At 63.8% G+C, this 19,282-nt stretch carries 14 protein-coding genes; 5 read left to right on the top strand and 9 right to left on the bottom strand.

Annotation, left to right across the window (positions count from 1 at the left end; translation table 11 throughout):
* Positions 1-25 precede the first annotated feature (25 nt).
* From LRH25_RS19570 to LRH25_RS19535, 8 genes are all read right to left on the bottom strand, one after another.
* Entirely contained in the window at positions 26-3,253 is a 3,228-nt protein-coding gene (locus LRH25_RS19570) for a type I restriction endonuclease subunit R (protein ID WP_141284250.1), read from the bottom strand.
* A gap of 18 nt (positions 3,254-3,271) precedes the next feature.
* Positions 3,272-4,417: a Fic family protein gene (locus LRH25_RS19565; RefSeq protein WP_141284248.1), complete on the bottom strand. Its 1,146-nt coding sequence runs from the start codon at positions 4,415-4,417 to the stop codon at positions 3,272-3,274.
* 63 nt (positions 4,418-4,480) lie between these two features.
* Positions 4,481-5,815, bottom strand: coding sequence for an McrC family protein (locus LRH25_RS19560; RefSeq protein WP_141284246.1), 1,335 nt, complete (start codon positions 5,813-5,815; stop codon positions 4,481-4,483).
* The gene (locus LRH25_RS19555; RefSeq protein WP_231011984.1) at positions 5,812-8,703 is read right to left on the bottom strand and encodes a DUF8426 domain-containing protein; all 2,892 of its coding nucleotides are present in this window, start codon (positions 8,701-8,703) and stop codon (positions 5,812-5,814) included. The genes LRH25_RS19560 and LRH25_RS19555 overlap by 4 nt, the downstream gene beginning before the upstream one ends.
* The gene (locus LRH25_RS19550) at positions 8,700-10,019 is read right to left on the bottom strand and encodes a restriction endonuclease subunit S (RefSeq protein WP_141284244.1); all 1,320 of its coding nucleotides are present in this window, start codon (positions 10,017-10,019) and stop codon (positions 8,700-8,702) included. Before LRH25_RS19550 ends, LRH25_RS19555 begins: the two co-directional genes overlap by 4 nt.
* Positions 10,009-11,580, bottom strand: a complete 1,572-nt coding sequence (locus LRH25_RS19545) for a class I SAM-dependent DNA methyltransferase (RefSeq protein ID WP_141284242.1) — start codon at positions 11,578-11,580, stop codon at positions 10,009-10,011. Before LRH25_RS19545 ends, LRH25_RS19550 begins: the two co-directional genes overlap by 11 nt.
* A gap of 147 nt (positions 11,581-11,727) precedes the next feature.
* The gene (locus LRH25_RS19540; protein WP_141284240.1) at positions 11,728-12,525 is read right to left on the bottom strand and encodes a tRNA-uridine aminocarboxypropyltransferase; all 798 of its coding nucleotides are present in this window, start codon (positions 12,523-12,525) and stop codon (positions 11,728-11,730) included.
* A 166-nt stretch (positions 12,526-12,691) separates the two neighbouring features.
* A complete protein-coding gene (locus tag LRH25_RS19535; protein ID WP_141284238.1) occupies positions 12,692-13,357 on the bottom strand; it encodes a haloacid dehalogenase type II in 666 nt (221 codons plus the stop codon).
* A 426-nt stretch (positions 13,358-13,783) separates the two neighbouring features.
* Here LRH25_RS19535 and LRH25_RS19530 point away from each other — a divergent pair, with 426 nt between their 5' ends.
* The 5 genes from LRH25_RS19530 (at position 13,784) to LRH25_RS19510 (ending at position 17,930) form a co-directional block, all read left to right on the top strand.
* Complete coding sequence (locus LRH25_RS19530) at positions 13,784-14,524, top strand: DUF4198 domain-containing protein (RefSeq protein WP_141284236.1); 741 nt, start codon at positions 13,784-13,786, stop codon at positions 14,522-14,524.
* A 44-nt stretch (positions 14,525-14,568) separates the two neighbouring features.
* Positions 14,569-14,967, top strand: a complete 399-nt coding sequence (locus LRH25_RS19525) for a hypothetical protein (protein WP_141284234.1) — start codon at positions 14,569-14,571, stop codon at positions 14,965-14,967.
* 78 nt (positions 14,968-15,045) lie between these two features.
* Positions 15,046-15,735: a HupE/UreJ family protein gene (locus LRH25_RS19520; protein ID WP_141284232.1), complete on the top strand. Its 690-nt coding sequence runs from the start codon at positions 15,046-15,048 to the stop codon at positions 15,733-15,735.
* Positions 15,732-16,370 carry a hypothetical protein gene (locus LRH25_RS19515; RefSeq protein WP_141284230.1) on the top strand — a complete coding sequence of 213 codons (639 nt, stop codon included), beginning with the start codon at positions 15,732-15,734 and terminating at the stop codon, positions 16,368-16,370. Before LRH25_RS19520 ends, LRH25_RS19515 begins: the two co-directional genes overlap by 4 nt.
* 81 nt (positions 16,371-16,451) lie before the next feature.
* Entirely contained in the window at positions 16,452-17,930 is a 1,479-nt protein-coding gene (locus LRH25_RS19510) for an aldehyde dehydrogenase family protein (protein WP_141284228.1), read from the top strand.
* Between the two features lie 60 nt (positions 17,931-17,990).
* Here the strand turns inward: LRH25_RS19510 and LRH25_RS19505 are convergent, their stop codons facing one another.
* On the bottom strand, positions 17,991-19,175 hold the full coding sequence (locus LRH25_RS19505; protein WP_141284226.1) for an acetyltransferase domain-containing protein: 1,185 nt from the start codon (positions 19,173-19,175) through the stop codon (positions 17,991-17,993).
* Positions 19,176-19,282: the final 107 nt, after the last annotated feature.

Genomic DNA, 19,282 nt, shown 5'->3' with positions numbered 1-19,282 from the left:
GTTTGACGGCGGCCGAAGCGCGAGGTCAGGCCCAGGCCTCTCCCAGCGCATCGGCCTGCTGCAACACCAGCTCCACAGCCGCATCGGCTTTGTCTGGTGGGTACTTGTACTTGCGCAGCACCCGCTTGACCATCAATCGAAGGCTGGCTCGCACGCTTTCACGCTGCGACCAATCCACGGTGACGTTTTTGCGCAGGCTCTCGGTCAGTTCGTGGGCGATCTTCTTCAGCGTTTCATCGGTCAGTTCCTTGACCGCTGATTCGTTGCTGGCCAGCGCGTCGTAGAACTTCACCTCGTCTTCTGTCAGGCCCAGTTGCTCACCCCGGCTGGCTGCGGCGCGGAATTTCTTGGCCATCTCGACCAGTTCTTCCATGACCTGCGCCGTCTCGATGCTGCGGTTCTGGTAGCGCGTGATCACGCCGCTCAGCAGCTCGGAAAACTTCTTCTGCTGCACCACGTTGCTGGCGAACTTGCTCTTGATTTCGCCTTCCAGCAGGCGCTCCAGCAGTTCAACCGCCAGGTTGCGCTCCGGCAGGTTCTTCACCTGCGCCAGGAAGGCATCGTCCAGCAGGCCGATGTTGGGCTTCTCCAGGCCCACGGCATCGAAGATGTCGACCACCCGCTCGCTGACCACCGCCTGGCTGATGATCTGGCGAATGGCCGCGTCGCGTTGGGTATCGGTCTTCTTCTGCGTGCTGAGGTCGCGCTTGGTCAGGATGACCTTCACGGCTTGAAGAAACGCCACCTCGTCACGCACGGCCTTGGCCTCGTCCAGCGTGCAGCACAGGCTGAAGGCCTTGCTCAAGGCCAGCGCCGCGTCCGCAAAACGCTTCTTGCCATCCCGCTGGCTGTCCTTTGGCTCGGCTTTCAGGCCCAGCACATGGTTGGCAGCGCCCGCCAGCGTCTTGTGGCCGCCGATCTTGAAGGCCGAGTAGTCAAAGCCGTGCAGCATGGCGCGCAGCACATCGAGCTTCTCCAGCAGCACTGACAGCGCTTCGTGCGCGTCCACCGCCGGCCGGCCACGGCCCTGGCTGGCGGTGTACTCCTTCATCGCGGCCTTGAGCTCATTGCCAATGCCGATGTAGTCCACCACCAGGCCGCCCTGCTTGTCGCAGAACACGCGGTTGACGCGGGCAATCGCCTGCATCAGGTTGTGCCCCTTCATTGGCTTGTCCACGTACATGGTGTGCACGCAAGGCGCGTCGAAGCCTGTCAGCCACATGTCCCGCACGATGACCAGTTGCAGCGGGTCCTTGGGATCCTTGAAGCGCTTTTCCAGCCGCTTCTTCACCTGGCCGCTGTAGATGTGTGGCCGCAGCAAGGCCTTGTCGCTGGCGCTGCCGGTCATGACGATCTTGATGGCGCCGCGCTCGGGGTCGTCGTCATGCCAATCCGGGCGCAGCTTGATGATCTCGTTGTAGAGGTGCACGCAAATGTCGCGGCTCATGGTCACCACCATGGCCTTGCCTTCCTGGGCCTTGTTGCGCTCCTCGAAGTGCGCCACCAGGTCCGCCGCCACACTGGCCACGCGCGGCTCGGCACCCACCACCTTTTCCAGCGCCGCCCAGCGCGATTTGAGCTGCGCCTGCGTGCTTTCCTCCTCGTCCTCGGCCAGCTCGTCGACTTCGTCGTCCAGCAGCGCCAGGTCTTCCTGCTTCAGCTTGAGCTTGGCCAGCCGGCTTTCGTAGTAGATGGCCACCGTGGCGCCGTCTTCCTTGGCCTGCTGCATGTCGTAGACATGGATGTAGTCGCCGAAGACTGCACGTGTGTCGCGGTCGGCCGCACTCACCGGCGTGCCGGTGAAGGCCACGAAGGTGGCGTGCGGCAGCGCGTCCCGCAGGTGCTGGGCATAGCCCACCTGGTAGGAGGCCGCATAGCTTGGCGGGACAAAGTCCGCTGTCAGCGCCGTCACCAGCGGTGAACCATCGTTGGCCACGATGGCCCGTGCCGGGCTCTTGCCCGCATCCGCATCTGGCCGCAGCTTGCGCGTCTTCAGCTTCGCCTCGAAGCCGTATTGCGTGCGATGCGCCTCGTCGGCAATCACCACGATGTTCCGGCGGTCGGACAGCACCGGGAACATGTCCTCGTCCTCGCCAGGCATGAACTTCTGGATCGTGGCGAAGACGATGCCACCCGATGGCCGCCCGCCCAGCAACTGGCGCAGCGACTGCCGCGTGCTGGCTTGCGCCGGCTGCTCGCGCAGCAGGTCCTGCGCCAGGCTGAACACGCCGAACAACTGGCCATCCAGGTCGTTGCGGTCGGTGATGACGACGATGGTCGGGTTCTGCATCAAAGGCTCCTGCATCACCCTGGCCGCGAAGCAGGTCATGGTGATGCTCTTGCCGCTGCCCTGCGTGTGCCACACCACGCCGCCTTTGCCCTGCAGCGCTGCCGGACTGTCGGCGCGCGAAGCCGCCACCACATGCTCGATCGCCGCCCGCACCGCGTGGAACTGGTGGTAGCCGGCAATCTTCTTGACCAGCGTGCCGTCGTCCTCGAACAGCACGAAAAACCGCAGGTAGTCCAGCAGCAGGCGCGGCGCCAATGCGCCCCGCACCAGCGTCTCCAGCTCGTTGAACTCGCCCAACGGGTCCAGCGCCACGCCGTCAATCGTGCGCCACTGCATGAAGCGCTCGGCATTGGCCGAGAGCGAGCCCAGGCGCGCATCCGTGCCGTCGGTGATCACCAGCACTTCGTTGTACTGGAACACGTCCGGGATCTGGGCCTTGTAGGTCTCGATCTGGTCGTGCGCCTTCCAGATGTCGGCCGCCTGGTCGGCCGGGTTCTTCAACTCCAGCAGCACCAGCGGCAGGCCATTGACGAACAGGATGATGTCCGGACGGCGCGTGTGGCGCGGGCCTTTGATGCTGAACTGGTTGACGGCCCAGAACTCGTTGCGCGAGGCATCGGCCCAATCCACCAGCCGCACAAAATCGCCGCGGGTTTCGCCGTCCAGCTGGTACTGCACCGGCACGCCGCCCACCAGCAGCTTGTGGAACGCCCGGTTGGCCGACAGCAAGGCCGGCACCCCCAGGTTCAGCACCTGCTGCAGCGCGTCTTCCCGCGCCGCCGTGGGCACCTGAGGATTCAGCCGCTGAATGGCCTCGCGCAGCCGGAACGGCAGCACCACCTGCCGGTAGTCCGCGCGCTGAGGGTTGGCGCCGTCTGGCGCAATGTCCAGCCCATGCTGCACCGCATAGCCCAGCTCGGCCAGCCAGCCCAGGGTTTCCTGTTCGAGTTGGTCTTCGGTCATGCGCGTTCAGGTAGGGGTTCAGCGCGTGAGCAGCGCGATGTAGGCCGGATAGCTGTAGCTGCGGTTCTTCTTTTGTCCGGTCAGTTCGGCCACGATGCCCAGCGCGGCCAGCACCTGCACCGCTGCGTTGGCCGTCGGAAAACTCGTGCCCAGTTTGTGCCGCACCTGCTCCACGGTGAAGCGCGGCATCATCGGCAGCATCTCGAACAGCCGGTAGCTGGCGGGGCCGGCCTTGGGGGAATCCAACAGCAGCCGCCTGTCGGCCGCCACCAGGCTGGCAATGGCCACAATGCCCCGCTCCGCTTGCGCAGCTGCGGCCTCAACGCCCCCCAGGAAAAAGCCCACCCAGCCTTCCCAGTCGCCTTGTGAGCGAACAAGAGACAAACGCCGGTAGTACTCGGCCTGGTGTTGCTTCAGGTATCCGCTCAGGTACATCAGGGGCTCGGGCAGCAAGGCCCAATGTTCCAGCAAAGCGGCGATCAGCAGGCGGCCTATGCGGCCATTGCCATCCAGAAAGGGGTGGATGGTTTCGAACTGGGCATGCACCAGCGCAATCTTCACCAACGGCGGCAAGCCGCCGGCAGGTGCATGGATGAAGCGCTCCAGGTCGCCCAACAAGGCACCAATGCGATCTGCCGGCGGCGGCACGAACACCGCATTGCCAGGCCGCGTGCCGCCGATCCAGTTCTGCGAGCGGCGCAGCTCACCCGGTTGCTTGCCCGCACCCCGCACACCATCCAGCAACAGCCGATGCGCCTCGCACAGCAGCCGCACACTGATCGGCAAGCCGTGCGGGTCCTGCAACTGCTCGCGCACCAGCCGAAAAGCGCGCAGGTAGTTCGTCACCTCCTCCACGTCCTCGGTGTTGGCAACGGCAAAGCCCGCTTCGTCCTCGAACAAGTCGTCCAGCGTGGCCTGCGTGCCCTCGATCTGCGAGGTCAGCAAAGCCTCCTTGCGAATGGCGCTGTAGAGCAGCCAGTCCACCGAAGGCACCAAGCCCGAAACGCCGGCCAGCCTGGCCAGGGCCACCTCGGCCGCACGATGGGCAGGCTCGAAGCCGGCCAGGTCCAGTGCCGGCTCGCTCGGCGGCAACGGACATGGCACAAACGCCTGAACGGCTTCACCCAGGGTGGTGGTCGTGACCAAGCTGCCAGTGCTGCGCATCACATGCAAAGATTCTTTGAATGAGTGGGCTTGTATTAAAGCATTCTTTAATACGAAGCGGTCTTATGAAAGCTTGGTTTCAATGGCGCACAGCACTGCGCCATCGACCTTCGGCACCGCAGACCAGCGGTCGCTGAATCCTGCCAGCACCCGCTCAGCCCCGACCAATTCGTCCCGGTCCAGATCAAACGGCAGCACATGCAGCCGCATGCCGCCGTTGAAATCAAATGGTGGCAGCGGCTGGCTGAACTTGGCCGATCGCGGATAGATCAGCGCCATCTGCCCAGCGCCTGCCAGGTACTTGTGGCCGTAAGCGAACATCTGATACAGGTCGGATTGGCTCAACTGGTACTTCTGCTCGCGGTTGCCCGCATCCAGCCGCTTCCATTTCATGTCCAGCACGCGGCGCACCGCGCCCATGCGCAGCAGGACATCCGGCTCCAACCGGAACATGGGCCGATCCAAATGCAGGCAAAGCGCCTCGCTGGCGGCCGGCGTGCGAATGCCCACCTCCGGCAGCACGTGTTGGCGCAGCCAGGCCGCCACGTGACGCTCGAACAGCTTCTCCATCGGGAACAGCAGGCTCAACCCCTGATGCACGCCCAACACGGCCAGCGGCATCAAGCGATTCAAGATCAGCTCACACCAGGGCTTCACGGCGCGGTAGTGCGCCATCAACCGATCACTGCCCCAGGCTCGGAAGTCACCGGGGACATGCCGACTGGATGGCACCTCGATCAATCGCATGCTCAGCTCCTGCGCCAAGCGCCAGCTGTCCGGGTCCTGCGTGGCCACGCGCACGCGCTCCAGTGCCAACCTGAGAAGCCGATTCTCCGCGCGGTCTGGCAAGTAAACGTCGTGTCGAACGTGGAAGCGGTGCGCCTTGCCGGGTGGCTGGCGCAGCTGCGCCTTCAAATCCAGTTGACCTCGCACAAAGGGCAGTTCCTCTTCCAGTCGGTGGTAGTCGAAGCGCAGGCCTCGCTTCACCACGGTGTCCAGCTCGTCCAGAAATCGGCGCATCACCCACTCGGACAATGGCGCATCGAACCGCTCAATGGCCGCCTGCCCCACCTCGCGGGCGGACAAGTTCAAACTCGCCTGGATCAGTTTGCGCAACAGTGCCCGGCTGCCCGCCACGCTGTCTTCCAACTCGTGGAGCTTGGGCAACACTTCCAGCGTGGTGCCGCAAGGCGTGCAAATCACGCCCACGTAGTTGTCCAGCTTCAAGCGCCGCCTGCCCTCCAGCTGAGCCAAGGGCGCGCCACTGCGTGAAAACAGCTCGCTGACCTGGCAAAGATGATCGAAGGCACTCTCGCTGATCTGCGCACAGTCCAAGGACGGTGGCTGAGGCGTCGTGCTCAGCCACGCGTGCTCGCGGACGCTGATGACCGTATTCACACAGCGGCCGTTGCGTCCAGCACGCCCAGGTAGCTCTCGGCTCGCATGAAGGCATCACCATTGACGCGCCAGGCCGGACGCTGCTGCGACACATTCACGCCAGGTCCAAACAGCCGCGCCGCATCCAGTGGCACTGCTTGCACAAACTGATGCTCCAGGTTGGCTTTGCGATGGTCGTTCAGCACCCACTGAATGCGCTGCCAGTCCTCGAAGAAATACTCCTGCAGCAGCGGCAGCACTTGATTGCGGAACACTTCCGACAGCTTCGCCAACGAAGGCGCCGCCTTGAGCGGCATGAAATAGGCGTGGCCCAGGCAATGCTCGCGATCCAGCAGCGCCTCGATGCGCTGGTTCAGGGTGGCAAGTAACTCGCCCAAGTCCACTCCCGCCACTTCCACGCCGCGTAGCAAATCCGGCTGAGGTGGCATCTCCTTGAACACAAAGCGACGACGCAGCGCAATGTCCAGCCCCGCGAGTGAGCGATCCGCCGTGTTCATGGTCCCAATCAGGTAGACGTTGCCAGGCACGCTGAACGACTCTTGCGAATACGGCAGCACCGCCTCCAGCGCCTCGTCAGCACCGGCCCGCTTGGAGGGCTCGATCAGCGTGATCAGCTCACCGAAGATGCGGGAGATGTTGCCCCGGTTGATCTCGTCGATGATCAAGACTCGAGCATCCGGAGAAACGTCGCCCGCCTTGCCACCAAGCACAGCCGCTCCGCCTCCTGCGAGGCGCTCTACCAAGGGCGCCAGGATGTTGGGGTAGCCGTTCACCAGGTACGGCTCCAAGCCCTGGCCTGGCAGCTTTTCCACGGCCCGCTTCTGCCGAATGTCTTCAACACTGATCTGGCCTGCCCGCACAGCGGCTGCCAGGGTGTTCAACAAGCTCATCGCAAATGCCAAGCGGTTGCCGTTGGGCTTGTTCAGCTCAACCAGATCGGCGCTCACCCGCGTGATTTCGTAGCCCGAGGAACCCACGGTGCCAAGCTGCAACTGGCCGGAGCCAACCTCTGACCTGCCTTCGCCCAACAGCCGTTGCAGCTTGGCCACATCGATGGAGCCAGGCCGCAGCTCATACAGCGTCATTTGGCTGAACTGGTTGTTCATCAGCTCGCCATGCGGCTGCGATGGCACATAGGTGCGCAACCACCTGACGGGGCGCATCTGCGAATAGTCGTTGTCGTATTCGCTGTGCGGTTTGAGGGCGTAGTCCCCAGCGACTTCACCAATCGCCCGGAACTTGAAGTTGCCATCGCTGATGACCACCAGGTCGCCCGGTTTCATGCGGACCACAAAGGCCGTGACACTGGTCACGCCGTAGTCGGTTTGCGCGTTTTCCAGGCGCAAACCACCGGCTTGGTAGCGCTGCAGCACCTCTTCGCGAGACTTGCAGCCGGCGAAGTCAACCTTGCCGCCATAGCCCAGCAGCGCGTAGCCGCTGGCAATGCACTCGTCGTAGATCGAAGCATCGCTGCCCAAGGTATTGCCCAGCGACATCTTCCAAATGCGCCGGCCCTTCACGTCCAACGTGGGCAATGCACCCGCCCCAGCTTCGGCCGGCAGCACAACCTTGGCCGCAGCCGCCTCGCAAATCACTTTGAACACCCCATCCACGATCTCGTAGCGGATCTGGCCGGCGTCCTCCGAAGTCGTGGCTCGCAGCCCTTCCACAAAGTCTTCATAGCTGAAGCTCTGGTGAAAGGTCACGAAGCGAATGCGCTGGTCTTCGATCAACGCATCAAATCGAGCCTTCAACGCAGCCCGGTCATCACCATGCGAAGCCAAAAAGGCCGGGTCGAGGATGGCCAACGCGGCGTTCACCGTTGCATAGGTTTTGCCAGTACCCGGCGGGCCATACAGGATTTGGTTCAGTGGTGGCTGGGGCATGGGCAGCATGGGTTGCATGGCACGCGCGGGAGAGGGCGTATCCGCGGACTCTGACTCGGTGGCGCCGATATAGGCCTCACAGAGGTCCATCAAGGCTTTGAGACTGGGAACTGCCACTTGCACCATAGGTTGCCCTACGGCGAGCGACGGCGCGTTAGCAGCCAGGTTGCTATTGCGCGGCTTGTCCGCCGCATGAAACTTGATGTCTTGCAACTCGCCGCGAACCCCATCCAGCCAATCACCAGGGCTGAGGCAGAGCGTGGGCGTGTTGTTGGTTCTCACCAATGCCAGTTGTAAGCCTGATGCGGTTTTGAAGCCCGCGAGGTATTTGGTCGGCTCTTTGACGGGCTGAAGGCCATCGTGGCTTTCCAGATAGGCCAAAGCAGCCTCCAAGCCCAACTTGGCCGCTTCAATGGTCTGGATGTCGGACCACAACTCATCTCCATAGGCCAGGAGATCCAGGTCGTGGCGCTTCGCCGTCAATGCGTACTGAAGCGCCGCACAGCTTTGTTTGCCAGGTCCAACCAAGGACTGCAAGCTTTCGCGCTTGAAGATTGGCAACACACATGGATGCGCCCGGTCTTGGTACAGAAACGCGATCTTCCATTTGGTGACCGTGCCAAGGTCGACCTCGTCGATGGCGGCAAGATCTCCGCGACTCGCCGCCTCTGCCACCTGCACGATGGCGGTCCGAACCTCTCGGAAGGCAACTTCTGGCGTCTCGCCATACTTGTTCAGCCATGCGTAGTCCTGCGTGTAGCGCAGGCCCTCGCCATCTGTCTTGGCGGACTGATTTTTCCGCGAATAGACGCCAAACTTGAAGGACGAGCCACCCCACATCGAGCCCAAGTCCTCCGTCCCGGTTTCCAGCCAGTTCGTGAAACTATCTTTGTCGCCCGCCTGGGTGTACTGCTGCAAAGTCATCTCGCCCAAGCTCTTCAGCGGCCAACGCGCCAGAAACTGGTCCCACATCGCATAACGATCACTCACGCTCACCGTCATAGCGCGTACTCCTCTTGCGATTGCACTGCTTCGGGCAGGCGGACTTGACCGGAGATCAGACGGGGAAGCAAGGTATCCCGGCACTGTGCAAGCACCTGTGCCTGCGCCTGGTTTGCATGAATCCGCGACCAAATGGCCGCAGCGACCTGATCGAAGGCCATTTGCAAAGCCACTGGTGGCGTGAGTACCGAGTAAGACGGAAACTCCTTCAATGCAATGCGGTTGACCGTCGCGCCGTGGATGGTGTGCTTGTCCAGCAAACGTTGAAATGGTTCGGCCACAAACTGATGAAACCAGAAGTGCCCTGCGCCATCTCTGGTATTCGGCCGTATGAGCGCTAAACGGCGCCCCAAACAACACCGCAAGTCCGGCGGCACCAAGGCAAAGAATCCCAGAGTAGCCTCATAGCTGAACACGATGTCACCAATGCGAGGCTCGACCCGCTTGGTCCACTTGGCCCAGTCGTCTTCGCCGATGTGCCGAATCTCGGTCAAGTCCAGCGCCGTACCCGTCAGGTTCTTGATGCCCAGGAATACGCCGCCCGACTCGGCTTCCGGGGGGGTCGCGTGCGGGCCGTCGTACACGCCTTGAACGACTTCAGCGACAGGCTTGAAAGTCCACCCCTTCGGCGCCGACCCCAACGCCGTCTCCTCCAACGAATCAGGAAACAGCGCCGCCGTGGCCTCGTCCATGCCTTCGGGCGCACGGCCTTCCATCTTGGCGCGCACGGGGTCGAAATCGACGAACCACGACTTGAACAGCGCCTGGGCGATGGCTTCGAGGGTGGCGTTGGTTTCGCGCAGGAGGTTTATTCGCTCTGCCAGATCAAAATAAAAATCGCCAACACCCACCTGTGCCACGCTATCAAGCAAGGGAATCCGAAGCTTGTCGAAGTCTCCCTTCTTGAAATGCGGGATCATTGTGCCGACATGCATGTTGTCAATTTGGGACTGCACAACCTCAGAGCGCAATGTCGCAAACAGATATTTGGGGTAAACCTTTGCAGGATTTGCCCTTACTGCAACCATATCTTGGGCAATACAGAAATCAACTGGATCGGGAACCCAGTTGGTACGGCCAGGACTCCCCTTGCAGATAAAGAGAATGTCACCCGGTTTCGGATGCCCACGAAACCATGTTCTGTAGGTTTCGTCTGAAACGAAGCGCTTCGTTTCATATCGCGGATAAAGATCGTCAGCATTGATGCAGTTCGTGGCGATGAGTGGCAAGCCGCTGTCACCAACCGGGCAAGTCTTGCCTCGGTTGTCCACGATGGCAGAGAGCAGGTCTGTGAATTTCCCCCACTCAGAAGTCATACCCCAGCCCTCCCAACTTCTGCCGAATCAATGCATCCAGTTCCGCGCCCTTGGCCATCTGCTCGCCTAGTTTTTCGGTGAGCTTCTGCATCTTGTCGGCGAAGGCTTCGTCGTTGTCTTCGACTTCTTCGGCGCCCACGTAGCGGCCGGGTGTGAGCACGTGGCCGTGTTGGGCGATTTCGGGGAGGGGGACGCTGCGGCAGAAGCCTGGCACGTCTGCGTAGGCGGTCACGCTGGCACCGGCTTCGGCCTCGCCGCGCCAGGCGGCCACGGTGGCACCGATGCGCTCGATCACGGCGTCGGTGAATTCGGTCTGAACGCGGCTGATCATGCGGCCCAGCTTGCGGGCGTCGATGAACAGCACCTGGCCCTTGCGCCCGGCAGGCTTCTGCTTCACCAGGAACCACAGGCAAGCGGGGATCTGGGTGTTGAAGAAGAGTTGGCCGGGCAGCGCGATCATCACTTCCACCACGTCCGCCTCCACCATCGCGGCGCGGATCTGGCCTTCGTTGTTCTGGCTGGAACTCATCGAGCCATTGGCCAGCACGATGCCGGCGCGGCCGGTGGGCTTGAGGTGGTGCAGCATGTGCTGCAGCCAGGCGTAGTTGGCATTGCCCTGCGGCGGGTCGCCGTAGTGCCAGCGCGGGTCGCCTTCCAGGCTGCCATGCCACCAGTCGCTGATGTTGAACGGCGGGTTGGCGAGGATGAAATCGGCCCGCAGGTCCGGGTGCTGGTTGCGGGTGAAGGTGTCGCCGGGTTCGCGGCCCAGGTTGAAGTCAATGCCGCGAATGGCCAGGTTCATCGCCGCCAGGCGCCAGGTGGTGGGGTTGGCCTCCTGGCCGTAGATGGCAACGTCCCCCAGCTTGCCGCCATGGGCCTCGATGAAGCGCTCGCTCTGCACGAACATGCCGCCCGAGCCACAGCAGGGGTCGTACACCTGCCCATGGTGCGGGGCCAGCACGGCCACCAGCGTTTTGACGATGCTGGCTGGCGTGTAGAACTGCCCGCCGCGCTTGCCTTCGGCGCTGGCGAACATGCCGAGGAAGTATTCGTAAACCTGGCCCAGCACGTCCCGCGCCTCGGAAGCGCTGGCACCAAAGCCGATGGTGGAGACCAGGTCCACCAGTTCACCCAGCTTGCCGTCTGGCAGCTGCGAGCGGGCATAGCGCTTGTCCAGAATGCCCTTGAGCTTGGGGTTTTCGCCTTCGAGCACGGTCAGCGCATCGTCAATGCGCTTGCCAATGTCGGGCTGCTTAGCCGCCGCACGCAAGGCTTCCCAGCGGGCGCCTTCGGGCACCCAGAAGACGTTGGCCGCGCGGTAGTAATCGCGGTCTTCCAGCTCGGCGGCAATGTCTTCATCGCTCAGGCCTTCGCCGTAGAAGTATTCGTCTTCCGGGTCGCGCAGCCGGGCGGCCAGCTCGGCGGTGCGGGCAGTGAAAGTGTCGGAGATGTATTTGACGAAGATGAGGCCCAGCACCAGGTGCTTGTATTCGGCCGCGTCCACATTGGCGCGCAGCTTGTCGGCCGTGGCCCAGAGGGTTTTCTTGATGTCGTCGAGCATGAACAGGGCAGTGGAGGCAACCCGGCAGCAATGGCTGCACGGCTGGGAAAAACCGGAGGGCCTGAAGTCAGCGGGCTTGCGACGGAGCCATTCATGGCCAATCCGCGAATGCGCCGCCGCGGGGGCCGTCCGCAACGTCTTGTTGCGTCAGATTATGGGTGGCGGCAAGCTGCTGCGAATGTGCAGATGCCCGGCAGGCAGTGGGCTGGTTTGTCCGCGCAGCGCCCGCAAACGCTGGTGTGCCGCGTCCTCCGCGTCAGCCGGCACGCTTTGCCGCGCACTCAGGTAGCGCGCACTGAACACGTCAAGATAGGCCTCCAGCGTTTGCGCCGCGTGAAGCTCACCGGCGAGCGCGAGGCACAAGGCCGCCACCTCTGACGTGCAGAAATGGTGCTCGTGCGTGGAGCGGCGCAGGCGGTAGCGGGACAGTTGCTCGGGCCGCAGGCTCAGCACCGGCAACGCATTCAGGTATGGGCTCTTGCGGAAGATCTTGCGCGCCTCGGACCAGGTCCCGTCCAGCAGGATGAACAGCGGGCGCTTGCCCGGTTGTTCAACACCCGCCTGGTCCAATAGCTCCGTAGTGACCCGCTCAGGCGCCGCAAACTCGCCCGGGAACACGACATAAGGCTGCCACTGCGGATCGGCCAGCAAGGCCAGCAGCGCCGGGTCCACCGCCTTGCGGGACCAGCTGAATGCCATCGTTTCCGGCACCACGTCCGCAATCAACCAGCCCGTGTTGCTGGGCTTGAGCGGTTCGAACTCGGCCATGATCAGACACACCGCAGCGCGTGTCTGCACCACGGTCCTCAGGCCGCACATGCAGTGACTGGGGATCAGGCGGCAAGTGACACAGCGCAGCTTGCGCGGACCATCGCGGTCCAAGCGGGGCATGGTGCCGCTTTGCGCGATGCATGCGGCGCGCAAGCGGGCCACGGCGTGGGGCATGTCACAAAATTCACGGACCAACTGTTCTGGCGCACCGGATCAAGCAGCAGCGCCAGCAGTCGAATCTAGCATGCTCGCATGCGGCAGCGACCAGCCGCCGAGCGGCCATCAAGCCGGCCCCGCTTGCCACCATGGCTGCCCGGCCTTCACAGGCCATGGCAAGGCTTCAAAGCCCGACGACCGCAGGCAATCCGCCGATGTCCTTGATCTCGGTGTAGCGGTAAGCCGGATTGCCGGGCCCATGGCCACGGTTCACGAACACCTTGTGCTGTATGCCGAGATCGTCGGCCGACATCAGGTCATAGCGCAGGCTGGAGGAGACGTGCAGGATGTCCTGCGGGCCGCAGCCGAGCTGGTCCAGCATGTATTCAAACGCCTGCAGGCGCGGCTTGTAGGCCTGCGCCTGCTCTGCCGTGTAGATGCGATGGAATGGCGCTTCGAGCTTGTCCACGTTGCTCTGGATCTGGCTGTTCATCGCGTTCGACAGGATGACCAGAGGGATCTCTTTGGCGATGCGCGTCAGCGGCTCCGGCACGTCGGCGTGCGGGCCCCAGGTCGGCACCAGGTCGTAATACTTCTGGCCTTCCGCCTCGATGAACTTGACGCCATGGCGCTTGCAGGTCCGCTCCAGCGCGCTCTTCAGGACGTCCGCGTATGGCTTCCAGTCGCCCATCACTTCGTCAAGGCGGTAGTGGGTGAAGTCCGAGATGAACACCTCGAGCTTCTCCGGGGACAGCCGATCGGCGTACATGGCCCGCGCGGTCTCTCCCATCTGGAAGCGCGTGAGGGTGCCGTAGCAATCGAACGTGATGTATTTGGGTCGGAACGTCATGCGGGTCGCCTGTCTATGAACGATGGCGAAATTGAAGCATGAAGGCACCGCAAGGAGTCCTCAATGGGCGGCTCTGGCTGCCCCTGAAGTTTCGTTTTCCCGTCTTCGAACAGCACGCCATGCGGCGGCCGTTTCGGGTGGGGACTCGCAGATGGAACAAGCCTCCGGCAATGCGAATCGAGCGCACGGCATCGCGCCTTGCGGCAGTTTCCACCAGCTCGTTTCCAGCCCTCTCGCGCACCATGATCGCCTGCGATGTTGGTGCGCAGCGACCCCGCTTGGTGCCCCTTCCCGCGGCTGCGGTTTCCAGCGCGCGATTCGGCACGATGTGCCCGCTCGCACGCGCGATTTGGCAGCTTGCTCGCCGGCGATTCCGTATTCTTGCCGGGGTCGAATCCTTTCATATGTTCACCGTCGGAGTCCCAGATGAAGTTCCCCAAACTCGTCGCAGTCGCAGCCCTCACGGCCGGCCTGATCGCCGCCTCCGCCGCGCAGGCCCACGCCATCTGGTTCGCCCAGCGCGCCACCCAGACGGCGCTGATCTACGGTGTCGGCGCCGACGACCTCGACATGGTCAAGCGTCTCCCGCTGCTGAACCACTACGCCGCTTATGACACGGCCTACAAGGCCATTCCCGTCAAGCTCCGCCCAGCCGGCCCCATCGTTCTGGTCGACACCGACAGCCCGGCCACCATCCTGACGGCCGACATGGACTACGGCTATTGGAGCAAGACGCCGGACGGCGAGTGGCACAAGAAGGGGCGCAGCGAAGTCCCTGGCGCCGTGGTCAGCGAACACACGAAGAAGTACACGGTGCGCATCAACGGGCCGCTGTCCGGTCCGATCCCGGTGCTCGCGAACCAGACCCTGCAGATCGTGCCGCTGGCGAGCAAGCTGCCCGACATGCTGGACCAGCCATTGACCGTGCGCGTGCTGTACGAGGGCAAGCCCATCGCGGGCGCCATCGTGCAGAACGACTACATCAACGACCCCGACAACGCGGGCGTGAAGACCGGCGCCGACGGCACCGCCACGATCAAGGTCCGCAACCAGGGCTTCAACGTCCTTGCTGCCACCTACAACGGCCCGTCGGACGACCCCGCCAAGGCCGACGCGACCGTGCACCTCGCCACGCTCAGCTTCACGCTACAGCACGCGCCGGAATGAGCGCCTCGAGTGCCCATCGCAACCCAACCCACAGAGAACGCATCATGACGCTGCCACTGACCTGGAAGAAAACCGCTCTCCTGCTGGCTCTCGCCAGCGCCTCGCTCGCCTTCAGCGCCGCCACCTTCGCGCATGGCGCCACCAAGCCTTCGCACGGCGGCATCGTGCAGATGTCCGGCGAGACGCTGGTCGAACTGCTGACCGAGCCCACGGGCGTGTCGGTATTCGTGGTCGACGAGGACGAAGAAGTGCCCAGCAGCGGCATGTCGGCCAAGCTGGTGATCACCTACAAGGGCGTGAAGTCCGAGGTGGCCATGAAGGCGGCCGCCGGGAACAAGTTCGAAGCCAAGGGCAGCAAGGTCAAGCCTGGCTCGAAGGTCGAGGTCATGTTGACCAACACCGCCACGATGGCCAAGACCTCGGCTGAATTCACCGCCCCGTAAGCCGTGAGTCACGCGACGCCGACCCACACACGCCGCGCAGTTCCAGCGCTGCCGTCGGCGCCTCATCGGAGGCTGCCGATGCTGCTGGCCGCCACGGCGGCGGTTGCTGCGGCGGTCGCGACGAGCGCCGCCTGCGCGCACGGCGTGTCCGATGGCGACAAGTCGTTCATCGAGTCCAACCCCGGCATCAACATCATTCCGTACATCTACCTCGGCGCCAAGCACATGGTCACGGGGTACGACCACCTGCTGTTCCTGTTCGGCGTGATCTTCTTCCTGTACCGGTTGAAGGACGTGGGCACGTACGTGACGCTGTTCGCCATCGGCCACAGCACGACATTGCTGGCGGGCGTGCTGGGCAACGTGCACGCCAACGCATTCGTCATCGACGCCATCATCGGCCTGTCGGTCGTCTACAAGGCGCTCGACAACCTGGGCGGCCTCAAGCGCCTGCTCGGCTTCGAGCCCAACCAGAAGGCCGCGGTGCTCATCTTCGGCCTGTTCCACGGCTTCGGCCTCGCGGCCAAGCTGCAGGAGATCTCGATCTCGCAGGACGGACTGCTGCCCAACCTCGTCAGCTTCAACGTCGGCGTGGAGATGGGGCAGTTTTTGGCCCTCGGCCTCATCCTGCTGCTGATGTCCCTCTGGCGGCAGACCGCCAGTTTCCAGCGCAGCGTCGTGCTCGCCAACGCGGCCCTGATGAGCGCGGGCTTCGTGCTGATCGGCTACCAGCTTTCGGGCTACTTCACCTCCATCTCTCCGCCATGAGCATCGCCCTCGACAACACGCCTGCAGGCCCCACCTACGAGGTCTCGCCACGCACGCTCGGCCTGGCCTGCGCGAGCGCCTTCGCCGTCGCCACCGTGGTGCTGACCCTGTTCGTGCTGCCGGCCGAACGCGGCATCGACATCACCGGGCTTGGCGCCAAACTCGGGCTGACGCAGATGCGCAGCGGCGAGGCTGACGCAACACCCGACACAACACCCGTCGCGACGACAGCCCCGAGCCCGACCTCTTCCTCTTCGCAGGCCGCCATCACCGTCGAGCCGCAGAGCCAGCAGTCCATCTCCAAGGCCACCCCCATGCGGTCGGACGAGATGACCGTGGTGCTCAAGCCGCACAGCGGCCTGGAGGTGAAGGCGGAGATGAAGACGGGCGACCACCTGATCTTCCACTGGGACGCCAACGGCCCGTTGAAGATGGACATGCACGGCGAGAAGCCCAATGACGGCGAACGCTTCACGCGCTACTGGATGCAGTCCGACCTGACGACCGCGCAAGGGTCGTTCACGGCCCCGTTCGACGGGCACCACGGCTGGTTCTGGCGCAACCGCGGCGAGAGCGATGTAACCCTCAAGATCCGGACCTCGGGCTTCTACGAGAAGCTCTACATCCCGAAGTAGACCGCCCGTTCCCCGAAGCTGCCCGGCCCGCGAATCCCGTCGCCGCCGGGCTTTTTCAATCCTCTTTCAAAGACTGCAGAGATGACCGCCTCTGAATTGACCCCACCGCCGCAACAGGCCATCGTCGACTGCGTCAACCCCCAGCGCTTCTACATCGACGGCGCGTGGCAGCAGGCCGAGGCACCAGCGTCCTTCGATGTCGTGAATCCCGCGACCGAATGCGTGCTGGGACAGATCGCGATGGGCAATGCGCACGATGTCGACCGGGCCGTGGCCGCCGCGCGGCGTGCCTTTCCCGGGTTCGCTGGCACCAGCGTCGAGGCGCGCGCCGCGCTGCTGGAGCGCATCCACGCGCTGATGCTGCAGCGGGCCGACGAACTCGCGCTCGCGCTCAGCCTGGAGATGGGGGTGGCCTGCACCTATGCGCGGGCGGCACAGGTTCCGCTCGCCGCGGAACATGTGCGTGTGGCGCGCGAAGCACTGCTCGCCTATCCCTTCCTGCAGCGCCACGGCACGACGGCTGTGGCGCGCGAAGCCATCGGCGTCTGCGGGCTCATCACGCCTTGGAACTGGCCTCTCTACCAGATCACCGCCAAGATGGCGCCAGCCATCGCCGCGGGCTGCTGCGTGGTGCTCAAACCCAGCGAGCTGTCGCCCTACAGCGCCTTGATGTTCGCCCAGCTGATGCACGACGCCGGCGTGCCGCCCGGTGTGTTCAACCTGGTCAACGGCTCGGGTCCGGAAGTTGGCGCCGCCATGGCCGAGCATCCCGGCATCGACATGATCTCGATCACCGGCTCGACGCGCGCTGGCGTCCTCGTGGCCCAGGCTGCTGCACCGACGGTCAAGCGCGTCACGCAGGAACTCGGCGGCAAGTCCCCGAACCTGATGCTGCCCGACACCGATTTCGCCCGTGCGGTGCCGCTGGGCGTGGCGGCCGCGTTCCGCAACGTCGGCCAGTCCTGCAGCGCGCCCACGCGCATGATCGTCCCGCGCAATGCGCTGCGCCAGGTGGAGGAGCTGGCTTGCCAGGCGGCAGCCGCGTTGATCGTCGGCGACCCGATGTCGCCGGACACGACCCTGGGACCGATCGCCAACCGCGCACAGTTCGAGCGCGTCCAGCAGATGATCGCCGTCGGTCTCGAGGATGGTGCTCGCCTGCTCTGCGGCGGCCTCGGCCGACCTGACGGCCTCGCTACAGGCTTCTACGCACGGCCGACCATCTTCTCGTCCGTCCGGACGCAGATGCGGATTGCGCAGGAGGAGATCTTCGGTCCAGTGCTTTGCATCCTGCCCTACGACACGGTTGAAGAGGCGATCGCCATCGCCAACGACACGGTCTATGGATTGGGCGCGCACGTCCAGGGGACCGATGTCGCCCAGGCTCGCGCCGTCGCCGGCCGGATCCGTGCCGGCCAGGTGCTGATCAATCACCCCGCCTGGGATCCGTTCGCGCCCTTCGGCGGCTACAAGCTCTCGGGCAATGGCCGCGAATACGGGCGGCACGGCCTGGAGGAATACCTGGAGACCAAGGCCATCCTCGGCTTCGGCGAGGCCTGAGCAAAAAAAGCGGCCGGTGTCCCGCAGGGCACCGGCCGCTTTCCTGCGCGATGAAGCTGCTCAGAGGTACTTCAACCACCAGATGTCCTTGCGGCGCTTCTTGAAGCCGGAGAACCAGGCGGTGGGGAAGTAGAAGGCGACGATCAAGGCGATGTACCAGAGCCACACATAGACGATGGACGAGACGCCGAACACGTCGCCATGATTGGTCCCGTAGATGGCCCTGGCGCACAGGTACAGCACGCGCAGCGTGTACAGGTGCAGCAGGTAGAAGAACATCGGCGCGCCACCGAACACCGCGAGGCGCTCGGAGACGGGGCCGCCCTGCCAGCGCTCGAAATACGCGAGCAGCACCAGGCCGATGCCCAGCGTGGGCAGCAGGAACAGCAGCGAGGGCGGGTACTTGGTCATGGCCAGGAAGCTCATCACGGTGCGCAGCTCGTCCCCGGGGACGACGAACCACGGCGTGTCACCGTAGACATTCAGCGCACGCAGCACGACGAAGCCAATGATCATGCCCAGGCCCAGGCGGATGAGCCGTCGCTGGCGCAGCTCGGCGGCCAGCTCACTGAACCACGGGCCGATGGCCCAGCCCAGGCTGATCACGCCCAGCCAGGGCAGCACCGGATAGTTGAACTTCACCGGCACGCCGGCGACGTCCATCACCACGCGGTGGTGCAGGAAACCCCAGGGCATGTAGAGCGCGCTGTCCTTGTCGACGACGACACCGTCGAGCAGGTTGTGGCCGCAGACGATCACCAGGCCGATCGCCAGGATCGCCCGGTGCGGCAGGTGGATCAGCGCGGCCAGCGCGATCATGCAAAGGCCGATGGCCCAGATCACCTGCAGGTAGACGACCGTGAACGGCAGCTCGGCCCGCCAGGAGAAGTTGACCAGCGTGAGTTCCAGAAGCACCAGGAACAAGCCCCGCTTGAGCAGGAATTCGCTGGTCTCACGCTTGGTGTGCTTCTGGCTGAACAGGTACGCCCCAAGGCCGGTGAGCGCCACGAAGATCGGCGCGCACAGCGTGCTCGTGATGCGGGTGAAGAACAGCGTGGGCGCGACGGTCGCCGCATTGACCGGATCAGTCACCGGCATGTACAGGAACCAGGTCTCGCGAATGTGATCCAGCAGCATGAAGATCATCACGAGACCGCGCAGGGCGTCGATGCTCGACAGGCGCGAGCTCATCGTCCCAACCGACCGCACCGCGGCCCTCACGCCGTTCATTGCCACTGTGGACATGCTCGAACTCCGTACCAGATTGAGCAGAAATTAGACCAGCGCAACGCTTCTCAAAATGCCGTGTTGGCGCGCCGCAGCGCAAGGTTCGTGGCGAATCGCCGGCGGTC

This window comes from Ideonella azotifigens (genome assembly GCF_021043325.1).
Lineage (GTDB): Bacteria > Pseudomonadota > Gammaproteobacteria > Burkholderiales > Burkholderiaceae_C > Ideonella > Ideonella azotifigens.
This window is presented reverse-complemented; position numbering and strand designations above follow the sequence as displayed.

Excerpts from the sequence above, each read along its gene's own strand:
- LRH25_RS19535 (WP_141284238.1), bottom strand. The coding sequence starts at position 13,357 with ATGACGTTCCGACCCAAATACATCACGTTCGATTGCTACGGCACCCTC.
- LRH25_RS19505 (WP_141284226.1), bottom strand. The coding sequence starts at position 19,175 with ATGTCCACAGTGGCAATGAACGGCGTGAGGGCCGCGGTGCGGTCGGTT.
- LRH25_RS19540 (WP_141284240.1), bottom strand. The coding sequence starts at position 12,525 with ATGCCCCACGCCGTGGCCCGCTTGCGCGCCGCATGCATCGCGCAAAGC.
- LRH25_RS19525 (WP_141284234.1), top strand. The coding sequence starts at position 14,569 with ATGACGCTGCCACTGACCTGGAAGAAAACCGCTCTCCTGCTGGCTCTC.
- LRH25_RS19520 (WP_141284232.1), top strand. The coding sequence starts at position 15,046 with ATGCTGCTGGCCGCCACGGCGGCGGTTGCTGCGGCGGTCGCGACGAGC.
- LRH25_RS19550 (WP_141284244.1), bottom strand. The coding sequence starts at position 10,019 with ATGACTTCTGAGTGGGGGAAATTCACAGACCTGCTCTCTGCCATCGTG.
- LRH25_RS19570 (WP_141284250.1), bottom strand. The coding sequence starts at position 3,253 with ATGACCGAAGACCAACTCGAACAGGAAACCCTGGGCTGGCTGGCCGAG.
- LRH25_RS19515 (WP_141284230.1), top strand. The coding sequence starts at position 15,732 with ATGAGCATCGCCCTCGACAACACGCCTGCAGGCCCCACCTACGAGGTC.
- LRH25_RS19555 (WP_231011984.1), bottom strand. The coding sequence starts at position 8,703 with ATGACGGTGAGCGTGAGTGATCGTTATGCGATGTGGGACCAGTTTCTG.
- LRH25_RS19545 (WP_141284242.1), bottom strand. The coding sequence starts at position 11,580 with ATGCTCGACGACATCAAGAAAACCCTCTGGGCCACGGCCGACAAGCTG.
- LRH25_RS19565 (WP_141284248.1), bottom strand. The coding sequence starts at position 4,417 with ATGCGCAGCACTGGCAGCTTGGTCACGACCACCACCCTGGGTGAAGCC.
- LRH25_RS19510 (WP_141284228.1), top strand. The coding sequence starts at position 16,452 with ATGACCGCCTCTGAATTGACCCCACCGCCGCAACAGGCCATCGTCGAC.
- LRH25_RS19530 (WP_141284236.1), top strand. The coding sequence starts at position 13,784 with ATGAAGTTCCCCAAACTCGTCGCAGTCGCAGCCCTCACGGCCGGCCTG.